At 54.3% G+C, this 18,379-nt stretch carries 11 protein-coding genes; 3 read left to right on the plus strand and 8 right to left on the minus strand.

Annotated elements, in window-relative coordinates:
• The first annotated feature begins 2 nt into the window (after nucleotides 1–2).
• Nucleotides 3–1,175, plus strand: a complete 1,173-nt coding sequence (locus tag F0P93_RS02085) for a Gfo/Idh/MocA family protein (protein ID WP_150874717.1) — start codon at nucleotides 3–5, stop codon at nucleotides 1,173–1,175.
• Nucleotides 1,176–1,195: 20 nt separating this feature from the next.
• Nucleotides 1,196–2,041 carry a ThuA domain-containing protein gene (locus F0P93_RS02090; RefSeq protein WP_150874718.1) on the plus strand — a complete coding sequence of 282 codons (846 nt, stop codon included), beginning with the start codon at nucleotides 1,196–1,198 and terminating at the stop codon, nucleotides 2,039–2,041.
• A 6-nt stretch (nucleotides 2,042–2,047) separates the two neighbouring features.
• On the opposite strand, the gene F0P93_RS02095 is transcribed toward F0P93_RS02090, so the two are convergent.
• Nucleotides 2,048–3,286: a TlpA family protein disulfide reductase gene (locus F0P93_RS02095; protein WP_150874719.1), complete on the minus strand. Its 1,239-nt coding sequence runs from the start codon at nucleotides 3,284–3,286 to the stop codon at nucleotides 2,048–2,050.
• Nucleotides 3,287–3,352: 66 nt separating this feature from the next.
• Nucleotides 3,353–4,267, minus strand: coding sequence for a serine hydrolase (locus tag F0P93_RS02100; RefSeq protein WP_150874720.1), 915 nt, complete (start codon nucleotides 4,265–4,267; stop codon nucleotides 3,353–3,355).
• 74 nt (nucleotides 4,268–4,341) lie between these two features.
• Between F0P93_RS02100 and F0P93_RS02105 the strand changes: the two genes are divergently transcribed.
• Complete coding sequence (locus F0P93_RS02105; protein WP_150874721.1) at nucleotides 4,342–5,961, plus strand: Na+/H+ antiporter; 1,620 nt, start codon at nucleotides 4,342–4,344, stop codon at nucleotides 5,959–5,961.
• Between the two features lie 9 nt (nucleotides 5,962–5,970).
• Here the strand turns inward: F0P93_RS02105 and F0P93_RS02110 are convergent, their stop codons facing one another.
• The 6 genes from F0P93_RS02110 to F0P93_RS02135 all read right to left on the minus strand — a co-directional run bounded on the left by F0P93_RS02110 (nucleotide 5,971) and on the right by F0P93_RS02135 (nucleotide 17,908).
• Complete coding sequence (locus tag F0P93_RS02110) at nucleotides 5,971–8,262, minus strand: GH92 family glycosyl hydrolase (RefSeq protein WP_150874722.1); 2,292 nt, start codon at nucleotides 8,260–8,262, stop codon at nucleotides 5,971–5,973.
• 76 nt (nucleotides 8,263–8,338) lie between these two features.
• Nucleotides 8,339–12,103, minus strand: a complete 3,765-nt coding sequence (locus F0P93_RS02115) for a DUF2278 family protein (RefSeq protein WP_150874723.1) — start codon at nucleotides 12,101–12,103, stop codon at nucleotides 8,339–8,341.
• Nucleotides 12,104–12,121: 18 nt separating this feature from the next.
• A complete protein-coding gene (locus F0P93_RS02120; RefSeq protein WP_225309336.1) occupies nucleotides 12,122–13,183 on the minus strand; it encodes an AAA family ATPase in 1,062 nt (353 codons plus the stop codon).
• Between the two features lie 3 nt (nucleotides 13,184–13,186).
• Complete coding sequence (locus F0P93_RS02125) at nucleotides 13,187–14,737, minus strand: CHAT domain-containing protein (protein ID WP_150874724.1); 1,551 nt, start codon at nucleotides 14,735–14,737, stop codon at nucleotides 13,187–13,189.
• A gap of 106 nt (nucleotides 14,738–14,843) precedes the next feature.
• The gene (locus F0P93_RS02130) at nucleotides 14,844–17,246 is read right to left on the minus strand and encodes an ATP-binding protein (protein WP_150874725.1); all 2,403 of its coding nucleotides are present in this window, start codon (nucleotides 17,244–17,246) and stop codon (nucleotides 14,844–14,846) included.
• A gap of 242 nt (nucleotides 17,247–17,488) precedes the next feature.
• Nucleotides 17,489–17,908 (minus strand): response regulator, encoded by a 420-nt coding sequence (locus F0P93_RS02135; RefSeq protein ID WP_150874726.1) that lies wholly within the window; start codon nucleotides 17,906–17,908, stop codon nucleotides 17,489–17,491.
• Nucleotides 17,909–18,379 lie beyond the last annotated feature (471 nt).

Below are 18,379 nucleotides of genomic sequence, written 5' to 3' on the forward strand. Positions count from 1 at the left end.
CCATGAACAACTCACAAGCCAACCGGCGACGGTTTATCAAAGAATCCGTTACCACCGCGGCCGGACTCGCCGGTCTGACGGCTCTCCCCAAAGAACTTCTGGCCGCCCCGGGCGTTCCCCATACGATTCCCGTGGTGGGCAGCAGCCGTCCGAAAGGCGCGGCCCGCATCCGGTTTTCGGCCATTGGCCTGAATCACGGCCATATTTACGGGCAGGTCGAGGCCGTCATTCGCGGGGGTGGGCAGCTCGTTTCGTTTTACGCCAAAGAACCGGATCTGGCGGCTGCGTTCACGAAGCGCTACCCGGATGCCAAGCTCGTCAAAAGCGAAAAAGAGATTCTGGAAGACAACTCCATCCAACTGGTGGTCAGTGCCGCAATTCCCGATGAACGCGCACCACTCGGTATTCGCGTAATGAAAGCCGGGAAGGATTACATGGCGGACAAACCCGGTATTACGACGCTGGAACAACTGGCTGAAGTTCGTAAGGTGCAGAAAGAGACCAAACGGATTTACTCCATCATGTACAGTGAGCGGCTTGAAAACAAGGCAACTATCAAAGCCGGGGAGTTGGTGAAAGCCGGCGCGATTGGCAAAGTCATTCAGACCATCGGCCTGGGTCCCCACCGCATGAATGCCAAAACGCGCCCCGAGTGGTTTTTCGACAAGCAGCGGTTTGGCGGCATCATCTGCGATATTGCCTCGCACCAGTTCGACCAGTTTCTGTTTTTCACGGGCTCCACCCAGGCCGAAATCGTTGCGTCGCAGGTGGGCAATACGAACCATCCGCAATACCCGAAATTTGAAGATTTTGGCGATGCGATGTTGCGCGGCAACGGCGGAACCGGTTACATCCGCGTCGACTGGTTCACGCCCGACGGCCTGAACACCTGGGGAGACGGGCGGCTGACGATTCTGGGCACCGAAGGGTTTATCGAAATTCGGAAGTATGTGGATATCAGCGGGCGTGAGGGCGGCAATCACCTGTTTCTCGTTGACAATAAGGAAACGAAAACCATCGATTGCAGCCAGGTCGAAACGCCTTATGGTAAACTTTTGATCGATGACATTCTAAACCGGACCGAAACCGCCATGCCCCAGGCGCATTGTTTTCTGGCGACGGAACTGGCGTTGAAAGCCCAGAAACAGGCGCAGCAAGTCAAATTCAAGGTTTAATTTTTTTTATGCGATTCTACATGAAGCGATTGGCTATGGGGTTGCGCTTTGGTTTTTTTCTTCTATTGCTGACGGCGACGGTTGGCTGGAGCCAGGGCGATAAGGTGAACTGGAAGAAAGTCAAGGTGTTGGTGTATACCAAAAACGGAAAAGGATACGTCCACGACAACATTCCGTTTGCTGCGAAGAGCATTCAGAAGCTGGGCGAGGAGCACGGTTTTAAGGTGGACGTCACGGATCAGCCGTCGGTTTTTACGGAAGACAACCTGAAGCAATACACGCTGCTGGTTTTTCCCAGCACCAACAACGATGTCTTCGACACCGACGCCCAGCGGCTTTCGTTCCGGCGGTACATCGAAGCCGGGGGCGGTTTTGTGGGCGTTCATTCGGTGACGGGGACCGAGCGGAACTGGACCTGGTTCAAGCGCATGATTGGCGGGACCTTCGCCTGGCATCCCAAATTTCAGAAGTTCAAAACCGTCGTGATCGACACCAAACACCCGTCGATGCAGGGCATTCCAAAAGTTTGGGAGAAGGAGGACGAGTTCTATTTTACCAAGGAAATGTCACCGGGACCCACCGTAGTCATGGCCCATGACCTGACGTCCCTCAACGGCGAGGAACCCGAAAAAGTGAAGATGTTCGGCGGTTCTTTCACGAACCTGTATCCGGCCGCCTGGTACTACCACTTCGACGGCGGCTACACCTGGTGTACGACCCTCGGCCACGACAAGAAGGATTATTCGGAACCACTGTTCTTGAAACACATTTTTCAGGGCATCCAGTACGTAGCCAGCCAGGTGAAGAAAATCGATTTTGGTAAAGCCTATGCCGATTCGCGGGACACGCCGATCCGGGATAATTAAAACCGGTCAGTTCTCCAGCAGTTTCACAATGTCCTCGTAAATGGCATCGGCTGTGCTGGGGCGTTTGGCATTCAGGTCGGCCATCTGGCCTTTTTTGTCGATCAGGATGTAACGCGGAATGCTCTGAACCCCAAAATACTGCACAATTCGCGAGCGCCAGCCGCCCTTCGACCAGCCTTGGTCGCCGGGTAGCTGGTGTTTTTCCAAGGCATTCTTCCAGTTGGCTTCCGTATCGTCGATGGAGATGTAGAGGAACGCGACTTTTTCCAATTGCTTCTTCGTCAGGCGCTCATAGAGTTTTTTGGAGTGCGGCACCTCGCCGATACACGGTCCGCACCAACTGGCCCAGATGTCCAGATACACCACCTTGCCCTTAAAATCGTCCAGCGTGACGGACTCGCCGTTCTGGTTCAGAAACGAAAACACATTCGGATCGACCGGTTTCTTTTTAGCCGAAGCTGCGGCCGGTTTGGGTTCGTCTTTCCGGGCCATCACCTCCCCACAGCGTGTTTTTACCCGATCGGTATAGGCCGATGCGTTTGGAGTGGCCGTCAGGGCTGCAAACACTTCGCGGACTGAAGAAGGCGTTGCTTTTTCACAATTATCAAGCAGCAGCCGGGCCAGGGCATACTGGTACGGTTTTCCGGTCAGGTGCTGGTGGGCAAAACCGGCTTTTTCCGGCAGCATTTTGGGCAGGTCATCTACCGTGTATTTGGCAAAATTCCGGGACTTTGAATTAAAATACGTCACGTAGTAAAACAGGAAATTCCGGTACGGTTCGGCAATCATCGCCGTTTCATCGTTCGTTTTCGACTCCTCAAACCCTTCCAGCATGACTGCAGGCAGCGATGGCACGGTTTGCTGCGTAGCCTGCGCGTTGGTCCGGACGATGGGCCAGGCCAGGAGCAAATGCCAGTAATTCCAGCGGATGCAGTTTTCAACGTATTTTTTGAATGGTTCGGAAAACTGACCCGCCTGCGGATGCGATTGATAGAACGCTCGTTGTGCTTTTCGGGCCGAAAACAGCGTCATTTCCCAGCCATCCACACCGGTTGTCTGCGCTTTGGCATATTGCGCCGGGGCATCGAAGTCGGTTTTGAATTTCTCATTGAATTCCTTCAGAAAACCCAGTTCGGAGGCTGCGGTGAAAACGGTTTCGGGGCTGGGTCCCTGGTAAAGGTCCTGTGAGAACCCATCTGGTAAAAAGCGGGCGATGAAGAGAAAGAGGAGGAAGATTTTTTTCATGATTCTTTATTGACTTTACAAGCAAATAATAGTCCAAACCGGATTCAAAACGCCAGTGTGGAGTTCTTATTGGTAGAAATATTGATAAATCATTCCGGAAACCGTGGCCAGGGACTCGACCACGGCGGTATCATTTTTGATTTCTTTCGAGAGCAGAACCAGCACGTACTTCCGGCCATCGGGCAAAAATACGATGCCCGAATCGTGCCGAACTGAGGTAATAGAGCCGGTTTTATGCGCCACTCTGACGGTTTTAGGTAACTTTGCGGGGATGACGGAATTGAACCGCTGGTCGAGCAGAATCCGGATCATGTCTTGGGAAGCCTCCGGGCTAACGGCTTTTCCGGTGGCAATTTTTTCGAACAGCACCATCAGGTCGTACGCGGTGGTCGTATTGTTCAGTCCTTTCTGGAACGCTTTGGTGTCTTCCACGCCCCGCCGAACCTGCAGGTCTTTGGTGCCCATTTCACGCATCGTTTGCATCACTTTTTTGGCGTCGACCCGTTCGATGATCAGGTTGGTGGCGAGGTTGCTGCTCAGAATGATCATGTCGTATAGAACCGCCGAAAGGGGAAGCTTCGTGCCGATTTTGGTATAAATCAGCGTGTCGCTGTCGTCAGTCGCTTTCAGGCTGTAGGGACTACCGTCGACGATGCTGTTGAACTCGTTTTTAATCAGGATGGAGTCGGACAGCGAAAACCGCTTTTGGGCGGCTTGTTTGTAGACCTCGATCATCACCGGCGTTTTCATGGTGCTGGCGGCATGAAATTCCTCCCGTTCGTGAATCAAAAGCGTCTGTCCGGTGGTTAAATCCTTGAATGCGACGGCGTATCGGCCCGGTTGCGTTGCCAGTTGGGTTTCAATCTGGTGCCGCAGTTGTTCCAGCGGGGGGGGCGATTGCCCGAACGTGAAAAGGGAGATCAGGGAAAAAAAGAAAAAAGAAATACCCCGGCGAACCGCCTTGTCGTTTTGAAAACCCATACCTTAATTCGGTTGTAATAGCTGGATGATTCAGCGTTCTAAAGTAAGCATTTTCTGTAACAGAAACCGTCTCGATGACCAATCTTGAAATCGTTTTAGTGTTAATGGCCATCCTGGCTGCTCTGGCTTCCGTCACCCAGAAACTAAAAATTCCGTATCCCATTTTGCTGGTGATTGCCGGTCTGGTGCTGGGTTTTCTTCCCATCGTGCCAGACATTCACCTGGAGTCGGAGGTGGTTTTTCTGATTTTTCTGCCGCCTTTGTTATACGAAGCTGCCGGCAACATTTCCTGGCATGAATTCAAGGCCTACCGGCGTCCCATCGGCCTGCTGGCGGTCTGGCTGGTTTTCTTCACCACGGTGACGGTCGCCGTGGTGGCGCATTATTTCATCCCGGGTTTTAGCTGGCCGCTGGCGTTTGTGCTGGGGGCCATCACCTCCCCGCCAGATGCGGTGGCCGCTACGAGCGCCACCCGGGGGCTGGGACTTCCCAACCGACTGATTACCATTCTGGAGGGTGAAAGTCTGGTAAACGATGCGTCGGCCCTGATTGCCTACCGGTATGCGGTGGCGGCTGTCACCAGTGGAAGTTTCATTTTCTGGAAGGCTGGTTTGCAATTTCTGGTGGTGGCTGCCGGGGGCGTCGCCATCGGACTTGCCATCGGCTACCTCTTTCGTCACATTCACAACAAGCTCGAAAATCCGACGGTGGCCACCACCATTACGCTGCTTCTGCCATTTGTGGCCTATCTGCTGGCCGAACACCTGGGCGTTTCGGGCGTGTTGGCGGTGGTGTCGGCGGGCCTGTATCTGGCCTGGAATTCCTACGAGATCTATTCGTTTCAAACCCGGATGCAGATCAACGGTTTCTGGAATATGTTGATTTTTCTGCTGAACGGGTTCGTTTTTATCCTGATTGGCTCCCAGATGCCGGTGATTCTAAAAAATATTGCCGACCATTCGGTGGGGCGACTCATCGGTTTTGGCCTGCTGATCAGCTTCGTGGCGATTGTCACCCGGATTGTCTGGATTTTTCCCCTGGCCTATATCAGCACCTTGCTGAACCATGGAAAGAAAAAGCGGCACCTGTTCCGCCCGAACGAGCTGTTCATCACTTCCTGGGCCGGAATGCGCGGGGTGGTGTCGCTGGCCACGGCCCTGGCCCTGCCGCTAACTCTGAGCAATGGCGAGGCTTTTCCGATGCGGAACGAGATTCTGTTCATCTCGTTCATGGTCATTTTTGTCACCCTGGTGCTGCAGGGATTAACCCTGCCGTTTTTTGTCCGCTGGCTGAACGTGCAGGAACCGGCGGGCAAAGCGCTGGTTGAAGAAAAGAAAATCCGCCTGGCCATGACCACCAGCTCCATTACCTACATCGAAGGTGAACTGTCCATGAACCTGCACGACGAAGTGCTGAGTGAATTGAAAACCCGGTTTGAACAACAGACCAACTACCTGAACGGGGTGTTGCGGATGGATGAAAAACCCAAAAAAGGAGAAGCCCCGACGGCTGCGAACTTCTTTCGGGAGTTTGTCGAGAGCGAACTCGCCATCGTCAACCACCAGCGCGAATTGATCATCCAATGGCACAAACAAGGGACTTTCAGCGAAGAATCCATCCGCCGGATTGAGCAGGAACTGGACATTCGCAGCCTGAGTTTGCAAACCCAGATGCGTCGGCTGGACCCGGTTTAACGGAATAATTTATCGGTTTTCCGTCGAAAACGAATACGGATAGGCATCTGGTTTCGTACCGCGTTGCTGGTTCGGCGTGGCTTTCATCATAAAATCGACGGTTCCACCCTGCATCAGCACCCGGTGGCTCAGCCAGTTGGCCGGATGCGGTTTTCCGTTCAGCTTCACGGCGTCGACGAAGCGGTTTGGGCCGCTGTTGGCGGGGGCGCTGATGACCAGTTTTTTGCCGTTTTCCAGGTGCAGCGTGGCTTTTTTGAACAGTGGAGCGCCCAGCACGTACTGATCCGTGGCGGGGCAAACCGGGTAAAAACCGAGCGCGGAGAAAACGTACCAGGCCGAGGTCTGGCCGTTGTCTTCGTCCCCGCAATAGCCGTCGGGCGTGGGCAGATACAGCCGGTCCATGACTTCGCGCACCCAATATTGCGTTTTCCAGGGCGCCCCCGCGTAAGGATACAGATAAATCATGTGCTGAATCGGCTGGTTGCCGTGGGCATATTGCCCCATGTCGGCGATCTGCATTTCCCGGATTTCGTGGATCACGCTGCCGTAGTAGCTTTCGTCGTAAACCGGCGGCAGCGTAAACACCGAATCCAGTTTGGCAACGAACTTCTGGGGGCCACCCATCAATCCGACCAGCCCCTGCACGTCGTGGAAAACCGACCAGGTGTAATGCCAGCTATTGCCTTCCGTAAACGCATCGCCCCATTTGAACGGATTGAACGGTTTCTGAAACGACCCGTCCTCGTTTTTGCCCCGCATCAAACCCGTCGCCGGATCGAAGAGGTTGCGGTAATTCTGGCTGCGTTTGGCAAACCGGTCGATTTCGGCCTGCGGGCGTTTCAGGGCCTTGGCCAGTTGATAGATCGTGAAGTCGGCGTAGGCGTATTCCAGCGTTCGGGCGGCATTTTCGTTGATTTTAACGTCATACGGCACATATCCCAGTTTGTTGTAATACAAAACGCCCCGTCGCCCGACGGCATCCAGCGGGCCTTCGTTTTCGGAATTTTTCAAAACCGCTTCGTAGAGGGTATTGATGTCGTAGCCGCGCAAACCTTTCAGATACGCATCGGCCACAATCGACGCCGAATTGGAACCGATCATCGTGTTCCGCAAACCGGGACTGGCCCACTCGGGCAACCAGCCGCCTTCCTTGTACGCATTCGCCAGCCCTTCCTGCATCTGTGCGTTGAGCGACGGATACATCAGGTTTAGAAACGGGAACATCGACCGGAATGTGTCCCAGAAACCGGTATCCGTAAACAGATAACCCGGCAAAACCTGGCCGTTGTAAGGGCTGTAATGCACCACTTTTTTACTGGCGTCGATTTCGTAAAACTTCCGGGGAAACAGCAGCGAACGGTACAGGCAGGAATAAAACGTGCGGGTTTGGTCGACCGAACCACCTTCCACGGCAATCCGGCCCAGTTCCTTGTTCCAGGCGGCTTTGGCTTTCTGCTTGACAGTTTCGAACGGGTCCGACCCAATTTCGTTCAGGTTCAGTTCTGCCTGTTCAGGGCTGATGAACGACGACGCGACGCGTACGTTGACCGGTTCGCCCGTTCGGGTTTTGAAACCAACGACGGCACCAACGTGGTTGGCCTGAAATTCGAGGGCCTGCTGGTCGGCTTTTTTGTCGTGAAAAACCGTCCGAAAGGTGAAGGGTTTGTCGAAAATCAGGACGAAATAGTTCTTGAAATTGGCCGGAACACCCCCGCTGTTTTTGGTCGTGTAACCGATAATTTTATTCTCTCCGGGAATGATTTTGATGAACGAGCCTTTGTCCAGCGCGTCGATCACCACGGAAGCACTGTCGGTTTGCGGGAAGGTAAACCGAAACCGGGCGGCCCGTTCGGTGGGGGCAATTTCGGTCGTAATGTTGTGATCGGCGAGGTATACCCGGTAATAATACGGTTTGGCCACCTCGGATTTGTGTGAATACCAGCTTGCCCGTTCGTTCTCGTCAAAGCGGACTTTTCCGGTCACCGGCATGATGGCAAACTGGCCGTAGTCGTTCATCCAGGGCGAGGGCTGGTGCGTCTGTTTGAAACCCCGGATTCGATCGGCTGCGTAGGTATACGCCCAGCCGTCGCCCATCCGGCCGGTTTGCGGCATCCAGAAATTCATGCCCCAGGGCAGCGCAATGGCGGGGTACGTATTGCCGTTGGACAGGCTCGGTTTGGAATCTGTTCCCATCAACACATTGACCCATTCGACCGGATCAGAAACGGGTTTAGCGGTCTGGGCCGGAGCCAAATGGGACAGAACAAGGCAGGATAGGAGGGAGAAAAGAGCGGTACGCATCCGGTTTGGTTTTACGGGGATTCGGTGAATTCGCGCGCAAAGGTAAAGCAGAATGGCCGGGATTGAATGAGGAATTTTACTTCGCCGTCGCCTTGACCGGATCGCCTTTGGCATCCGTCGTGGTCGACTGGGACGAAAACCGGATGGCAAGGGCTTTCAAACTGCCCGAATCGAGAATGATCCCGCCATCCTGCCAGGGCGCGTTAAGCACATCGTTCGGCGAATAAAATCCCTGATTCTGGTGAACGTAGTGGATTTCATAGAATCCGTTCGGCAGTTTGAAGGGGTTCGTAGACGAGGCCGGTTGCCAGCGGGCACCCCAGACGTAAATCCGGGTGGGTGATTTTTTGGAAACGCTGACCAGACCGCCCAGGTAAGCCTTTCGATCGACCTTGAAATCCGCGTACGAATCGCCCGTGCGCAGGTAGTCGAGCGCCCCCGATGTGCTGGTTTTATCCAGTAGATAAAAACCCTCTTTTGCCGAGCTGAACCGCTGGAAGCCTGGAATTTTCCGGACCCGTTCATTCTCCGCTGTCGCTACAATAGGGGTGTCTGACGACTGGCCGTACGGCGTATTCGGCTGATTGCCAATGCGTACCTGGTAATAGTCACCATTGACCGCGATGAGCAAAAACAGGTTGTTACTGACCATCCGGGTTTCCCGAACCTCGCCCACCAGCACCCCGTAGTCGCCCGGAATCTCGCGCTGGACAACCGTCGGCGGGGTTTCCTGTTTTACGTTGGCATTAGAAGTGTTGTCGATGGGCGGGACGGCCGCCGGTTCGGGATCAGGCGATGCGGTTGCGGGCCGTTCGTCGGTGGCTGGTTTGGTTTGGGCGGGTGTTGGGTTGGGAACTTGGGTCGGTGCGGTTTTCGCAGGGATCGTTTTGGGCCGGGTTTTGACGGTGGGGGCTTTGACCGGTGCGGATTTCGTTGCTGCAGCGGGAATAGTCTGAGGAGCAGAATCCGGCTTCTCGAGGTAAAGCTTGATCCAGGCGGCAGTGAGTCGGGCCAGCGAATCCATCCGCTCGGGCGAAAGAGTCCGGCGCGGAACCCGCACCATCAGCAAATTTTTGTTCCGGGGCGCATTGGGCAGAAACAAATTGATGCGGTTGAATTGAGCCGCCTGCCGGGCGATGCCGATTTCCTGGGACTGTCGGTTGCCCCAATCCTGGGAATATGCCGGTGTGCTGTACTGTTTCACGTTGGCCCCGTAGCTGTCCAGGGCGTCGATCCGAATTAGAAGAGAATCAGCCTGTAGGTTCTGATTTAAAAGTTTCAGGTAGTTCACCAGCAGGGAATCATGCGGAAAGAAGCCGGGGGCAGAGTACCAGGACGTGGGAGCCACGATTTGTCGGATTCCCCGAATGGTGAGATCCCTTTCCCGGCTGCTGCTGCTTCCGGTGGAATCCAGAAAAACGCTCCGTTGAAACCGTACTGCATGCAGATTGTAAAGGGCTTCAAAGGTGATTCGTTGCCGGAGCGATGCCAGTAACAGCGCAATGCGCATCGAATACAATTCTGATTCCAGGATCGGCAGATATTTTTTTTGATGTGCTTCAATCTCCGCGGTCATTTCCGAAACAGCCTCAAAACCGCCCGATGTCTTGCCGGCGGGCGATTGATAACGGCTGGTAATGCGATCCATTCCGTTCTGGTACGTAGCACCAATGGAGTCGTTCGCCGGTTCATAGCCGATGGTTTGTATAGCACCCGCAATCTCGGTAGCAAAGTCCGAATTCTTTAGGCTATCGAACGAAAGCCTGGTCGCCAGATTATTATACATCACGGCGCTATCAGCCCGAAGCGAATCGGATGCGGTGTAGAAAAACGGTTTTAAACCTGCCGGGGGGGTGGTGTTGGTTTCGGGGACTATGAAATACCCGGCGGCTAGCCCGAAAACCGCCAGGATCGCCAGCGTCAGGCCATAGGCCACGGTTTTCCGGCGTTTGTGAGCGGTCACCTGGTGGTCGATAATCGGACTGGTAAGGAGTCCGGCTTTCTGAAACGGAGCCAGTTTTCGCAAGGCTTCCGCTCGGTGTTTCTCATCGGTGAGCATCACCTCGTAGGTGTGCCGTTCCCGCTCTTCTTCGGCCAGGCTACCGGGACTGGTCCTGACCGATTCGAGCAACTGCAGGACATCCTGGTGAATGGCCGTTTTCAAGGCAACTGGCAGTTCGTCGAAGCGGGCGAGCAGCTCCTGCCGCAGCGGTTCCGGGATGCTGCTTTGCTGCAACCACGGCAAGGCGGTTATTTTCAGGAGATTCGTAGTGGTGACAAAGGCATCGGTTCCGGTGTAGCGTTCAATGGTTTTGCCGATGGCCAGCGTCATTTCCCAGGTCGGCGTCGGGTAAATGGCGGTGGCGTAAGCCCACTGTTTCAGTCGGCTGGTTTCTTCCTCGGTCAGTTTTTCGGTGTCGAACGGATTTTCGAGAAACCGGTCGATCTCGGCGATGGTCAGTTTGCTGGCCGGTTTTCCGAAAAAGCCCCGGTCGGCGGCCGATCCGGTATTGACCTGCAACTGGCGACGCAGTTCCTGAAACGTCGGGTGCTCGCCCGCCTGAAAATACGTCCGGAGCAGCAACTGCCCGTCGGGGGTGGCCGGTAGTACGATGAAAAACCGGGCGAGAATGGCTTCGATGGACGTCCAGTTTTCGGGATACACCGGCGTCAGAATGGCCCGTTTCTCCCAACCGTCGAACCCATTCGTAACCCAGGGTGCCACGGTTCCCCGGTCGTAGTCGATCAGCCGGATGCCTTCCGTAATCAACACCAGGTACGAATGGCGGTGGAGACGGAATAGGTCGCTGAGGGCAATTCCCTTCGGGTATTTTTCGCTCCGGCAGGTACGCGGGTCGCTGTTGAAAAAAAGCGTTTCCAGCTCAACTTCGCTTTCGGTCAGCACCGCTCCCAGATAGGCATACAGCCGGGCCTGCTGGTGGAACGTCGAGCGTTGATCGATCAGCACCAGATACCGGGGGCGGAGCTTGATTTGCTGGTAATAAATCGAAGGGTAACCGCCCCGACTGGCCGTGGCTCGTATGGTGCGCGAAACGTCCATCATCCGCCTTTGGCCTTCATCGCGCTGGTTCAATTGACGCGCCCAGACGTCCATCGACTCGGCGACTGTGATCGTTTTCTCCTGATCCGGAAAGGTCAGGAAGTAGGGCGGGCCGTCGCCCGGAATGCGTTTTCGGTTCGGAAAAAAATACCGAAAGAGGACCGCGGCTACTGCGCCCGTGGCCAGCAAAACCGCCAGCAGGAGATACCCGGTCTGTCGCGTGTACGTGGTGATTCGTGTGGGATTCGCCTGAATGAGCGGAAAAGAGGGGTACGAAGACGGCCTGACAACGGGACTTGGCTCGATGCTTCTGGTGGTGTCGGCAACCAGCGGCTGGGTCGAGTCGGGGGGTGTATGTGGAGGGTCTTTTTCAGGGATGACAATTTGCTGGGAGTGATAAACCGCCAGGCCGATGAGCATCAGGATAATGACGGACAGGAATGCCACCCAGATCAGTCGGTTGGGCTTCGGCGGTTTTCGCGAATCCGCTGGTTTCTCGGCAGTTTCGGCCTCTTTCACTGCCTGATCGGAGAACCGGACGACCTGATCGAAGATCGCTCCGAACTTTTCCTGCTCAAGGTCCGACCGCACCACCACCGGGCCGAGCAATTCCTTCAATTCCCGGCGTTGCCCGGCGGTGGTCAGTCCGTCCGGAAACCAGGTGTCGGCAATTCGAAAACAGCGGTCGTAGACCTCCGGCGTCACCACAAAGCCTTCCAGCCGAAGTTGCTCGAGCAACTCACCCAGGGGAAGCGGTCGATGGGAAGAAACGGGCGTCATGGCCGTCGGGAAAAACCGTTACAGGGTTTTGAGGAGTGCAAAATCGTCGGCGTGTTTGGCCAGAATGCTGTAGCTCGCCAGCCGTTTGGGTTCATCCACCTCCTGCAGCGGGCGGGGGTGGAGAATGTCGTCACGCAGGAAATACATCCAGCTAATGAGCTCGGCAGTGGCCGGTTTTTTCTTCAGATTGGCATTTTTTACGGTCACGAAATAGGCAATGTAGTCTGCAATCGTCTGTTCAACAGCGTGCCGTTTCGATGCGGTTTCGGTTCGATCCAATTCTTTGTTAAAGATTTGATTCAGAACGATCTCCATGAGCTGATCTTCCTTCGGAAACTCAATGTGGTAAAAGATGCACCGGCGCAGAAAGGCATCGGGCAGGTTCTTCTCCGAATTACTGGTCAGAATCACGAAGATGTTTTTGGTTCCGATTTCGTATTCCGCGTTGCCGTCTTCCCGAACCTGAAACCGGAAGCGATCCAGTTCGTTCAGCAGGTCGTTCGTAAAATCGCGCGGGGCTTTGTCCACTTCGTCGATCAGCACCACCGAACTGCGGGGTTTGGAAGAATCGATGTCGTTCATGGACAGGTACGGGCATTTTTCGAGCATCGCCGGATTGCTCAGCACAATGGCCTGCCCGAGCGCCTGGAGTCGGATGTGGCGGGCCACTTCGGGAACGGACGGTTTTTCGGGGATCGACAAAACCGTTCCGGCACCCGCTCCACTGGCAGCAACCTCCGGTTTTTCCGGGTCAAAATGCGTCGCGTGGAAATGGCCGAGGGCGTCGTACAGGTAAAATAAATCCGTGGACGTCGATACGGTTTTGGTGTTGAACACCAGCGGTTTGCTCAGGTACTCATTGGGAAATCGGGCGTGCAGATCGGCGGCTAGTTTTTCAGCCAGCCGGGTTTTTCCGGTTCCCGGTTCGCCGGTCAGCAGCAGCGGTTGCTTGAGCAGAATCGCCACCCGGACGGCGTTGTAGAGGGCCGAGTCGAGGATGTAATCCGAGGGGTTTTTCTCCATCCGTGGAGCATTCAGTTCCGTTTGCTCGTCAAAGTCAAATTTTTCGACCAGGGCCATCTTTCAGGGAGTTTGAGGGGTATTGAAGCGTTCGATCAGCGTCAGGAGTTTGTCTTCCAGCGCCGGGACGTCTATTTTTCCGGGATGATCCGGCTGAAAAATACGGGTAATCACGCGTTCTTTCTCCGCATCCGGCGCGTGCCGAAGGTAATTCCGGAACCATTCTTCGAGGTATTTTCGCTGATCGGGAACGGCCAGCAGTTCGTCATCCTGATTCAGAATAATGAGCGGACTCCGGGCGGGATCGTCGGGATCGACCAAGCCGGAGTTTCGGAACGGTCTCAGGATTTTTTTGACGGAATTTCCCGGCATAAAAGCGGAAAACCAACTTTGTTTCGGCGTGAAAATAATATTCCAGAAAAACAGCAGATACGGATGGGCCGACGAAGTCATCCCGGTTTCGGGCGGGCGAAATTCCGTCATGAACTGCCGGATCGACTCCTGTACTTTCTCGTTCAAATCGTCGGCCTTGATCTGGAGAGCAACAATCGTATACTGACTGTTTTTGATCGCCGGAATGGCCAGGAACTCCTCAACCGACAGGCTGGTGCTGTCGTCCTGTCCTTTAACAATCTTATAGAGTTCGCGCCGGATCTTGAGGGGGGTGTCGTAGGCCCGGTTGAGTTTGACGAGCATGTCGTCGGCGTCGCGACGCCGGTCGTTCGGATCGAACGGGTAGTTGTAGATCCGGTCGGGATTCTTCGTGATTTTTTCGTACACCAGCTTTCGCGCCAGCCCCAGCGGAGACTGGTAATCCTCGCCCACGATCAGGTAATGTTGCACCGGACGGTACAGCACGTCGAGTCCCTGACTCAGGTTAAAGCTCGGGTCGAACACGTTGCGGTATTGATCCCGATCACACAGAAACGCCTTCTGTCGGTCGATCAGGGGGATTTTTTCGGTGTGGACCCGTTTGCTCACCAGCGTCCATTTCAGCACCTCGGGCTGGTTGTAATACAGTCCCCAGGCACAGGGAGCGTCCGGAATTTCGGTTGGGAAACCGCCCCGCAGAAACGTGAAGGGTTTGCCCGACAACACGTTCGAGGTCGAAACCGCTTCGTAAAAAGCCTGCTGAAGGGTTCTGAGGGGGCGGGTAAATGAAAAGTAAAACGCCTTGGCAAACGTACTGGCCTGCCCGTCCGGAACGGCAGTTGAGGTAGCAATGACGGCTTCCACCCCCGCGTTAAGCAAGCCTTCGACGTAACCGTAGGTGGAGCAGCCGTTCAGAAAAACCAGCTTGGGTTTCTTCCCGCTCAACAAGGTAAGCAGTTGATCCTGGCTGTAGCTGCCGTCGGTCAGTGTGAAATTAGTTTGGCTGGCGTGACCGCAGTAATGAAAAACGGTGAGGTTCTGACTGATTTTTACAAATGCCTTGCGAATTCCCTCGGAATCCGTTTCGGTCGAAGGCGTTGGGTAAATGATTTCTTCATTTAATTCCAGTTCACTGAGCAGTTCATCAATGTATTTTATTTCATCTTTCAGGGCCAAAAGATACGGTTCGTCGTCCAGGGTAGACGGGTTGGCGCTGGCGATAAAGATAACAGGCTTGCTCATAGACCTTCCAAATCCGGTGGACGGCGTGACACCGACTCTGGAAAGTAAGATACTTAAAACCTGAGCAGCAAGGGCAGGGTTATTATTTAACGGCAGGGACTGTCTGTCAACCCGGTAGGTTGAGGTGGCGCAGAATAGCCTGCATCAGGCTGGTCGGATTATACGGTTTTACCAGAATTTCGTTCAGACCGGCGACCTGGGCGCGGTCGCCGACTTCCTGCGCCAGACTGGCTGTGACGGCGATAATGGGCAGCGTCTCGTTCCGATCGCGGATGATGCGCGTGGCTTCATATCCGTCCATGACCGGCATTTGCAGATCCATCAACACCAGCCGGTGTTTGGTTGAGTCCAGTTGATCGACCGCTTCCTGTCCGTTGCCGGCCACATCGACCGATGCGCCGAGCCGCTCCAGTATGCTTTTGGCCAGAAGCACATTCATCGCGTTGTCTTCCACGAGCAGAATGCAGACGTCTTTCAGGGGTTTTGCTTTCGACAGGGGCTGGTGCTCGGTCTGGCTTTCCGGCGGAACCGTCATTTTCCGGAAAGACTGCGTAAAGAAGAACCGGGACCCTTTTCCCGGTTCGCTTTGCAGCTGAAGGACCACGTTTTGCAACTCCAGAATCCGCCGGCAGATGGTCAGGCCCAGGCCAGTTCCGCCGTAACTGCGCGACATGGATGAATCGGCCTGCGTAAACCGGTTAAAGACCAGTTCCTGTTTTTCGGGCGCAATGCCAATGCCGGTGTCTTCAATGGTTATCGTGAGGGTTACGTCCTGCCCGGTTTGTTCGACAACGGCCAGGCTCACCCGCACCTGTCCCTGAATAGTAAACTTGATGGCATTGTGAACCAGGTTGGAAATGACCTGGGCCAGCCGGGTGGGGTCGCCCATCACTTTGCCTTTCCAGCTTGGATCGATCGACAGTGAAAGGGTCAGTGATTTTTCGTGAGCGGCCGACTGGTAACTGGAAATAACATTGTGCAGAATAGCGGCCGGGTCCATCGGAATTTCTTCCAGGGTGGTTTTCCCGGCTTCAATCCGGTTAAAGTCCAGAATGTCATTGACGATGTGGAGCAAATTTTTGGCCGAAAACAGCATGACATCGAGGTGTTGCTTCTGATCTGTGCGGGGTTTGTCCTGCAGCAGCAGGTGCGTCATGCCAATCACGGCGTTCAGGGGTGTCCGGATTTCATGGCTCATCGTGCTCAGAAATTCGCTTTTGGCGCGCAGGCCATCTTCCGCTTGTTCCTTGGCCTGTTTGAGCGTGAACGCAAACCGGAAAGACAGCACAAGGGATTGCAAAAAGAAAAAGCCGATGTAGCCGATGAATAGCACCAGATTCTCGGGAAAGGCGATCTGGAAATATTTAAAGATGATGATGACAAAAACCGCCAGCAAGACGGCGGTACTCATCAGGGAGTACTCAGCGCCGGGACGCTTTCGCCGGGCGGCCACCCAATAGACGTAAAAAGCGTACCCAATGTAGATCGGCATCAGGGCCAGAAACGGGCGGATCAACTGAGTAAAAACGATGGGTGGAAACAGGATCGTGACCCCGGCGAACCCCAGACAAACCCAGGCCAGACCCGTAACAAACCGTTTGTGAACATCGGCGGGGTAGAGTGAACGGGTGTAAAAGGTAAAAACCGCTATGCTTAAAAAAAGCGTGAGGTATTCAAGATGGAGCGTCACCGACCAGTCGAGCTGATGAAAGATCGAATGGAGAGCGTATTGATCCGTGCCGATGATACGGTAGCTGTAGAGCAGGCAAAACAGCGAGAAATACAGGATGGAGGTTTCGTGTCGTCCGAAGAGATAGAGACCTAAAAAAAACAGCCCACCCATGAATAGGCAACCCGTCAGTAAAAAATTGAGGGCAAATTCCCGGCTTATCTTTACCGTCAGTGCGTCGGCCTGGCCCAGCAGGATTGCCTTGTAGGGACCTCCCCTGGCGTGGTGGAAATTAGCAATCTGCAGCAGCAGGTGAAGGGTATCGGCCTTTTCGGGAATGGCTTTGAGTTGTGTGGACCAGAAGGGCGTCGTAGTTTCCCGGGAGGTGCCGGGGGTGCCGCTTCGGGCCAGTTCCCGGCCATTCAGGAACAGGCGGTAAGTGGTGTAGGCATCGGGGAGTTTGAGCGCCAGCGGAGGGTGACGGGGCGGCAGCACAACGGTTAGAGCGTAGGTGGCATAGCCGTAGGAGGGAAGGGGCTGGCCTTTCCAGGTTTGGGAATTCCAGATTTCAGGAAACGGGCTGTATTCAAACGGGATTGCGGGATCGCCGGGGTTTCGCAATGCGTGCCAGTACCACTTCCAGATTCCGTTCAACGAAACGATTTTTTGATCAAGGTTTACCCGCCGAAGATCCAGAACGCCCTGCCGCGCTACTGCGGGAAGGGAGTCGGTTGGTTCCGAAGTGAGGATTGAGCAACCCAGTGGCGAAAAAGCCAGTAAGCCGAAGAGGAAATAAAAAAAAGGATTCCTGGTTTTGCCCGAAAAAAACCGGCTTTTCATGTGTTGGACTAACTTCCCGTTGAGTGAATATACTTACCTGTTACCAGACAAATGGTCTGATTTATCCAGTCCTATAAACCCCCCTCAAATTTTAGTCCAAAAATGGAGGTGACGAACGAAGTGTCCGGAAATCATGCCGGATTTTTGGCTTGATGGGGACCAGTCCGGCGGTCGGTTTGGACCCGGAGGAGGACCCCAACCGAGCCCGAACAACGAAAGCAAAACCGGGTTGTCCATGCGGATCAGTGGCTGGCCGGAATCCGGGCCGTGTCGAGCCAGAACGTCCTAATCTGATTGATCAAGTTAGTAAGCTGTTGATAGCCAGGGGGCTTGGTTAGGTAGGTGTTGGCCCCCAGTTGGTAGCAGCGGGTGATGTGTTCGGGCAATGAAGAGGTCGTAAAAATAATAACCGGAATGGAACGGTAGGAGGGATTGGAGCGCAGTTCGGTCAGGGTCGCAAATCCGTCCATCCGCGGCATGTTCAGGTCCAGAAAGATCAGCGAGGGCAATTGACGGACGTTTTCGAGATGATCGAGCAATTCAACACCGTCTCCTGCGAACGCAACCTCACAATCCAGCCAGCTAGAATCAAACACAGACTTGAACAGAAGCCGGTCATCGTCGTCGTCGTCTGTAATGATAATGCGGAATTTACGGGTCATTGAATCGGGTAGCGGGATAGGATCAAACGTAGTTTTGTCAAATATAGATAATATATGTCAAATACAATTTTAACCCCCGACAAACTTTTTAAATCGAAAAATGACCTTGTTTAAATTATAAAACATACGTTGTGGTAAGATATGGGCTAATGGGCCTCAAATGGCGGTCGTTCGCGAAAACCGGATCAGAATTCCGGTTTTTGATTTATTTTTACACCCGCGCCGGGCCTGGCAAATGCGGGAGGTGGTCATCCGTCAAGCCCTTTTCGTCCATCCGGTCGAAAACCATCCAGAATGGGTAGAATACCCCGCTTGCCCGAAGGGTCAGAAATTGCACTGCACGCGGCAAATACTTTTATTTGTGGCGATTTTTTTGCATATTTGTATGATAGGCGTATCGTAGAACGGGCCTCAAACCGTCTGACAATTTCCAATCCGGCGGTTCCACTTTTTTAACCATCGCTTCGTTCG

Origin of the sequence: Larkinella humicola (assembly GCF_008727875.1) — a bacterium.
GTDB lineage: Bacteria > Bacteroidota > Bacteroidia > Cytophagales > Spirosomataceae > Larkinella > Larkinella humicola.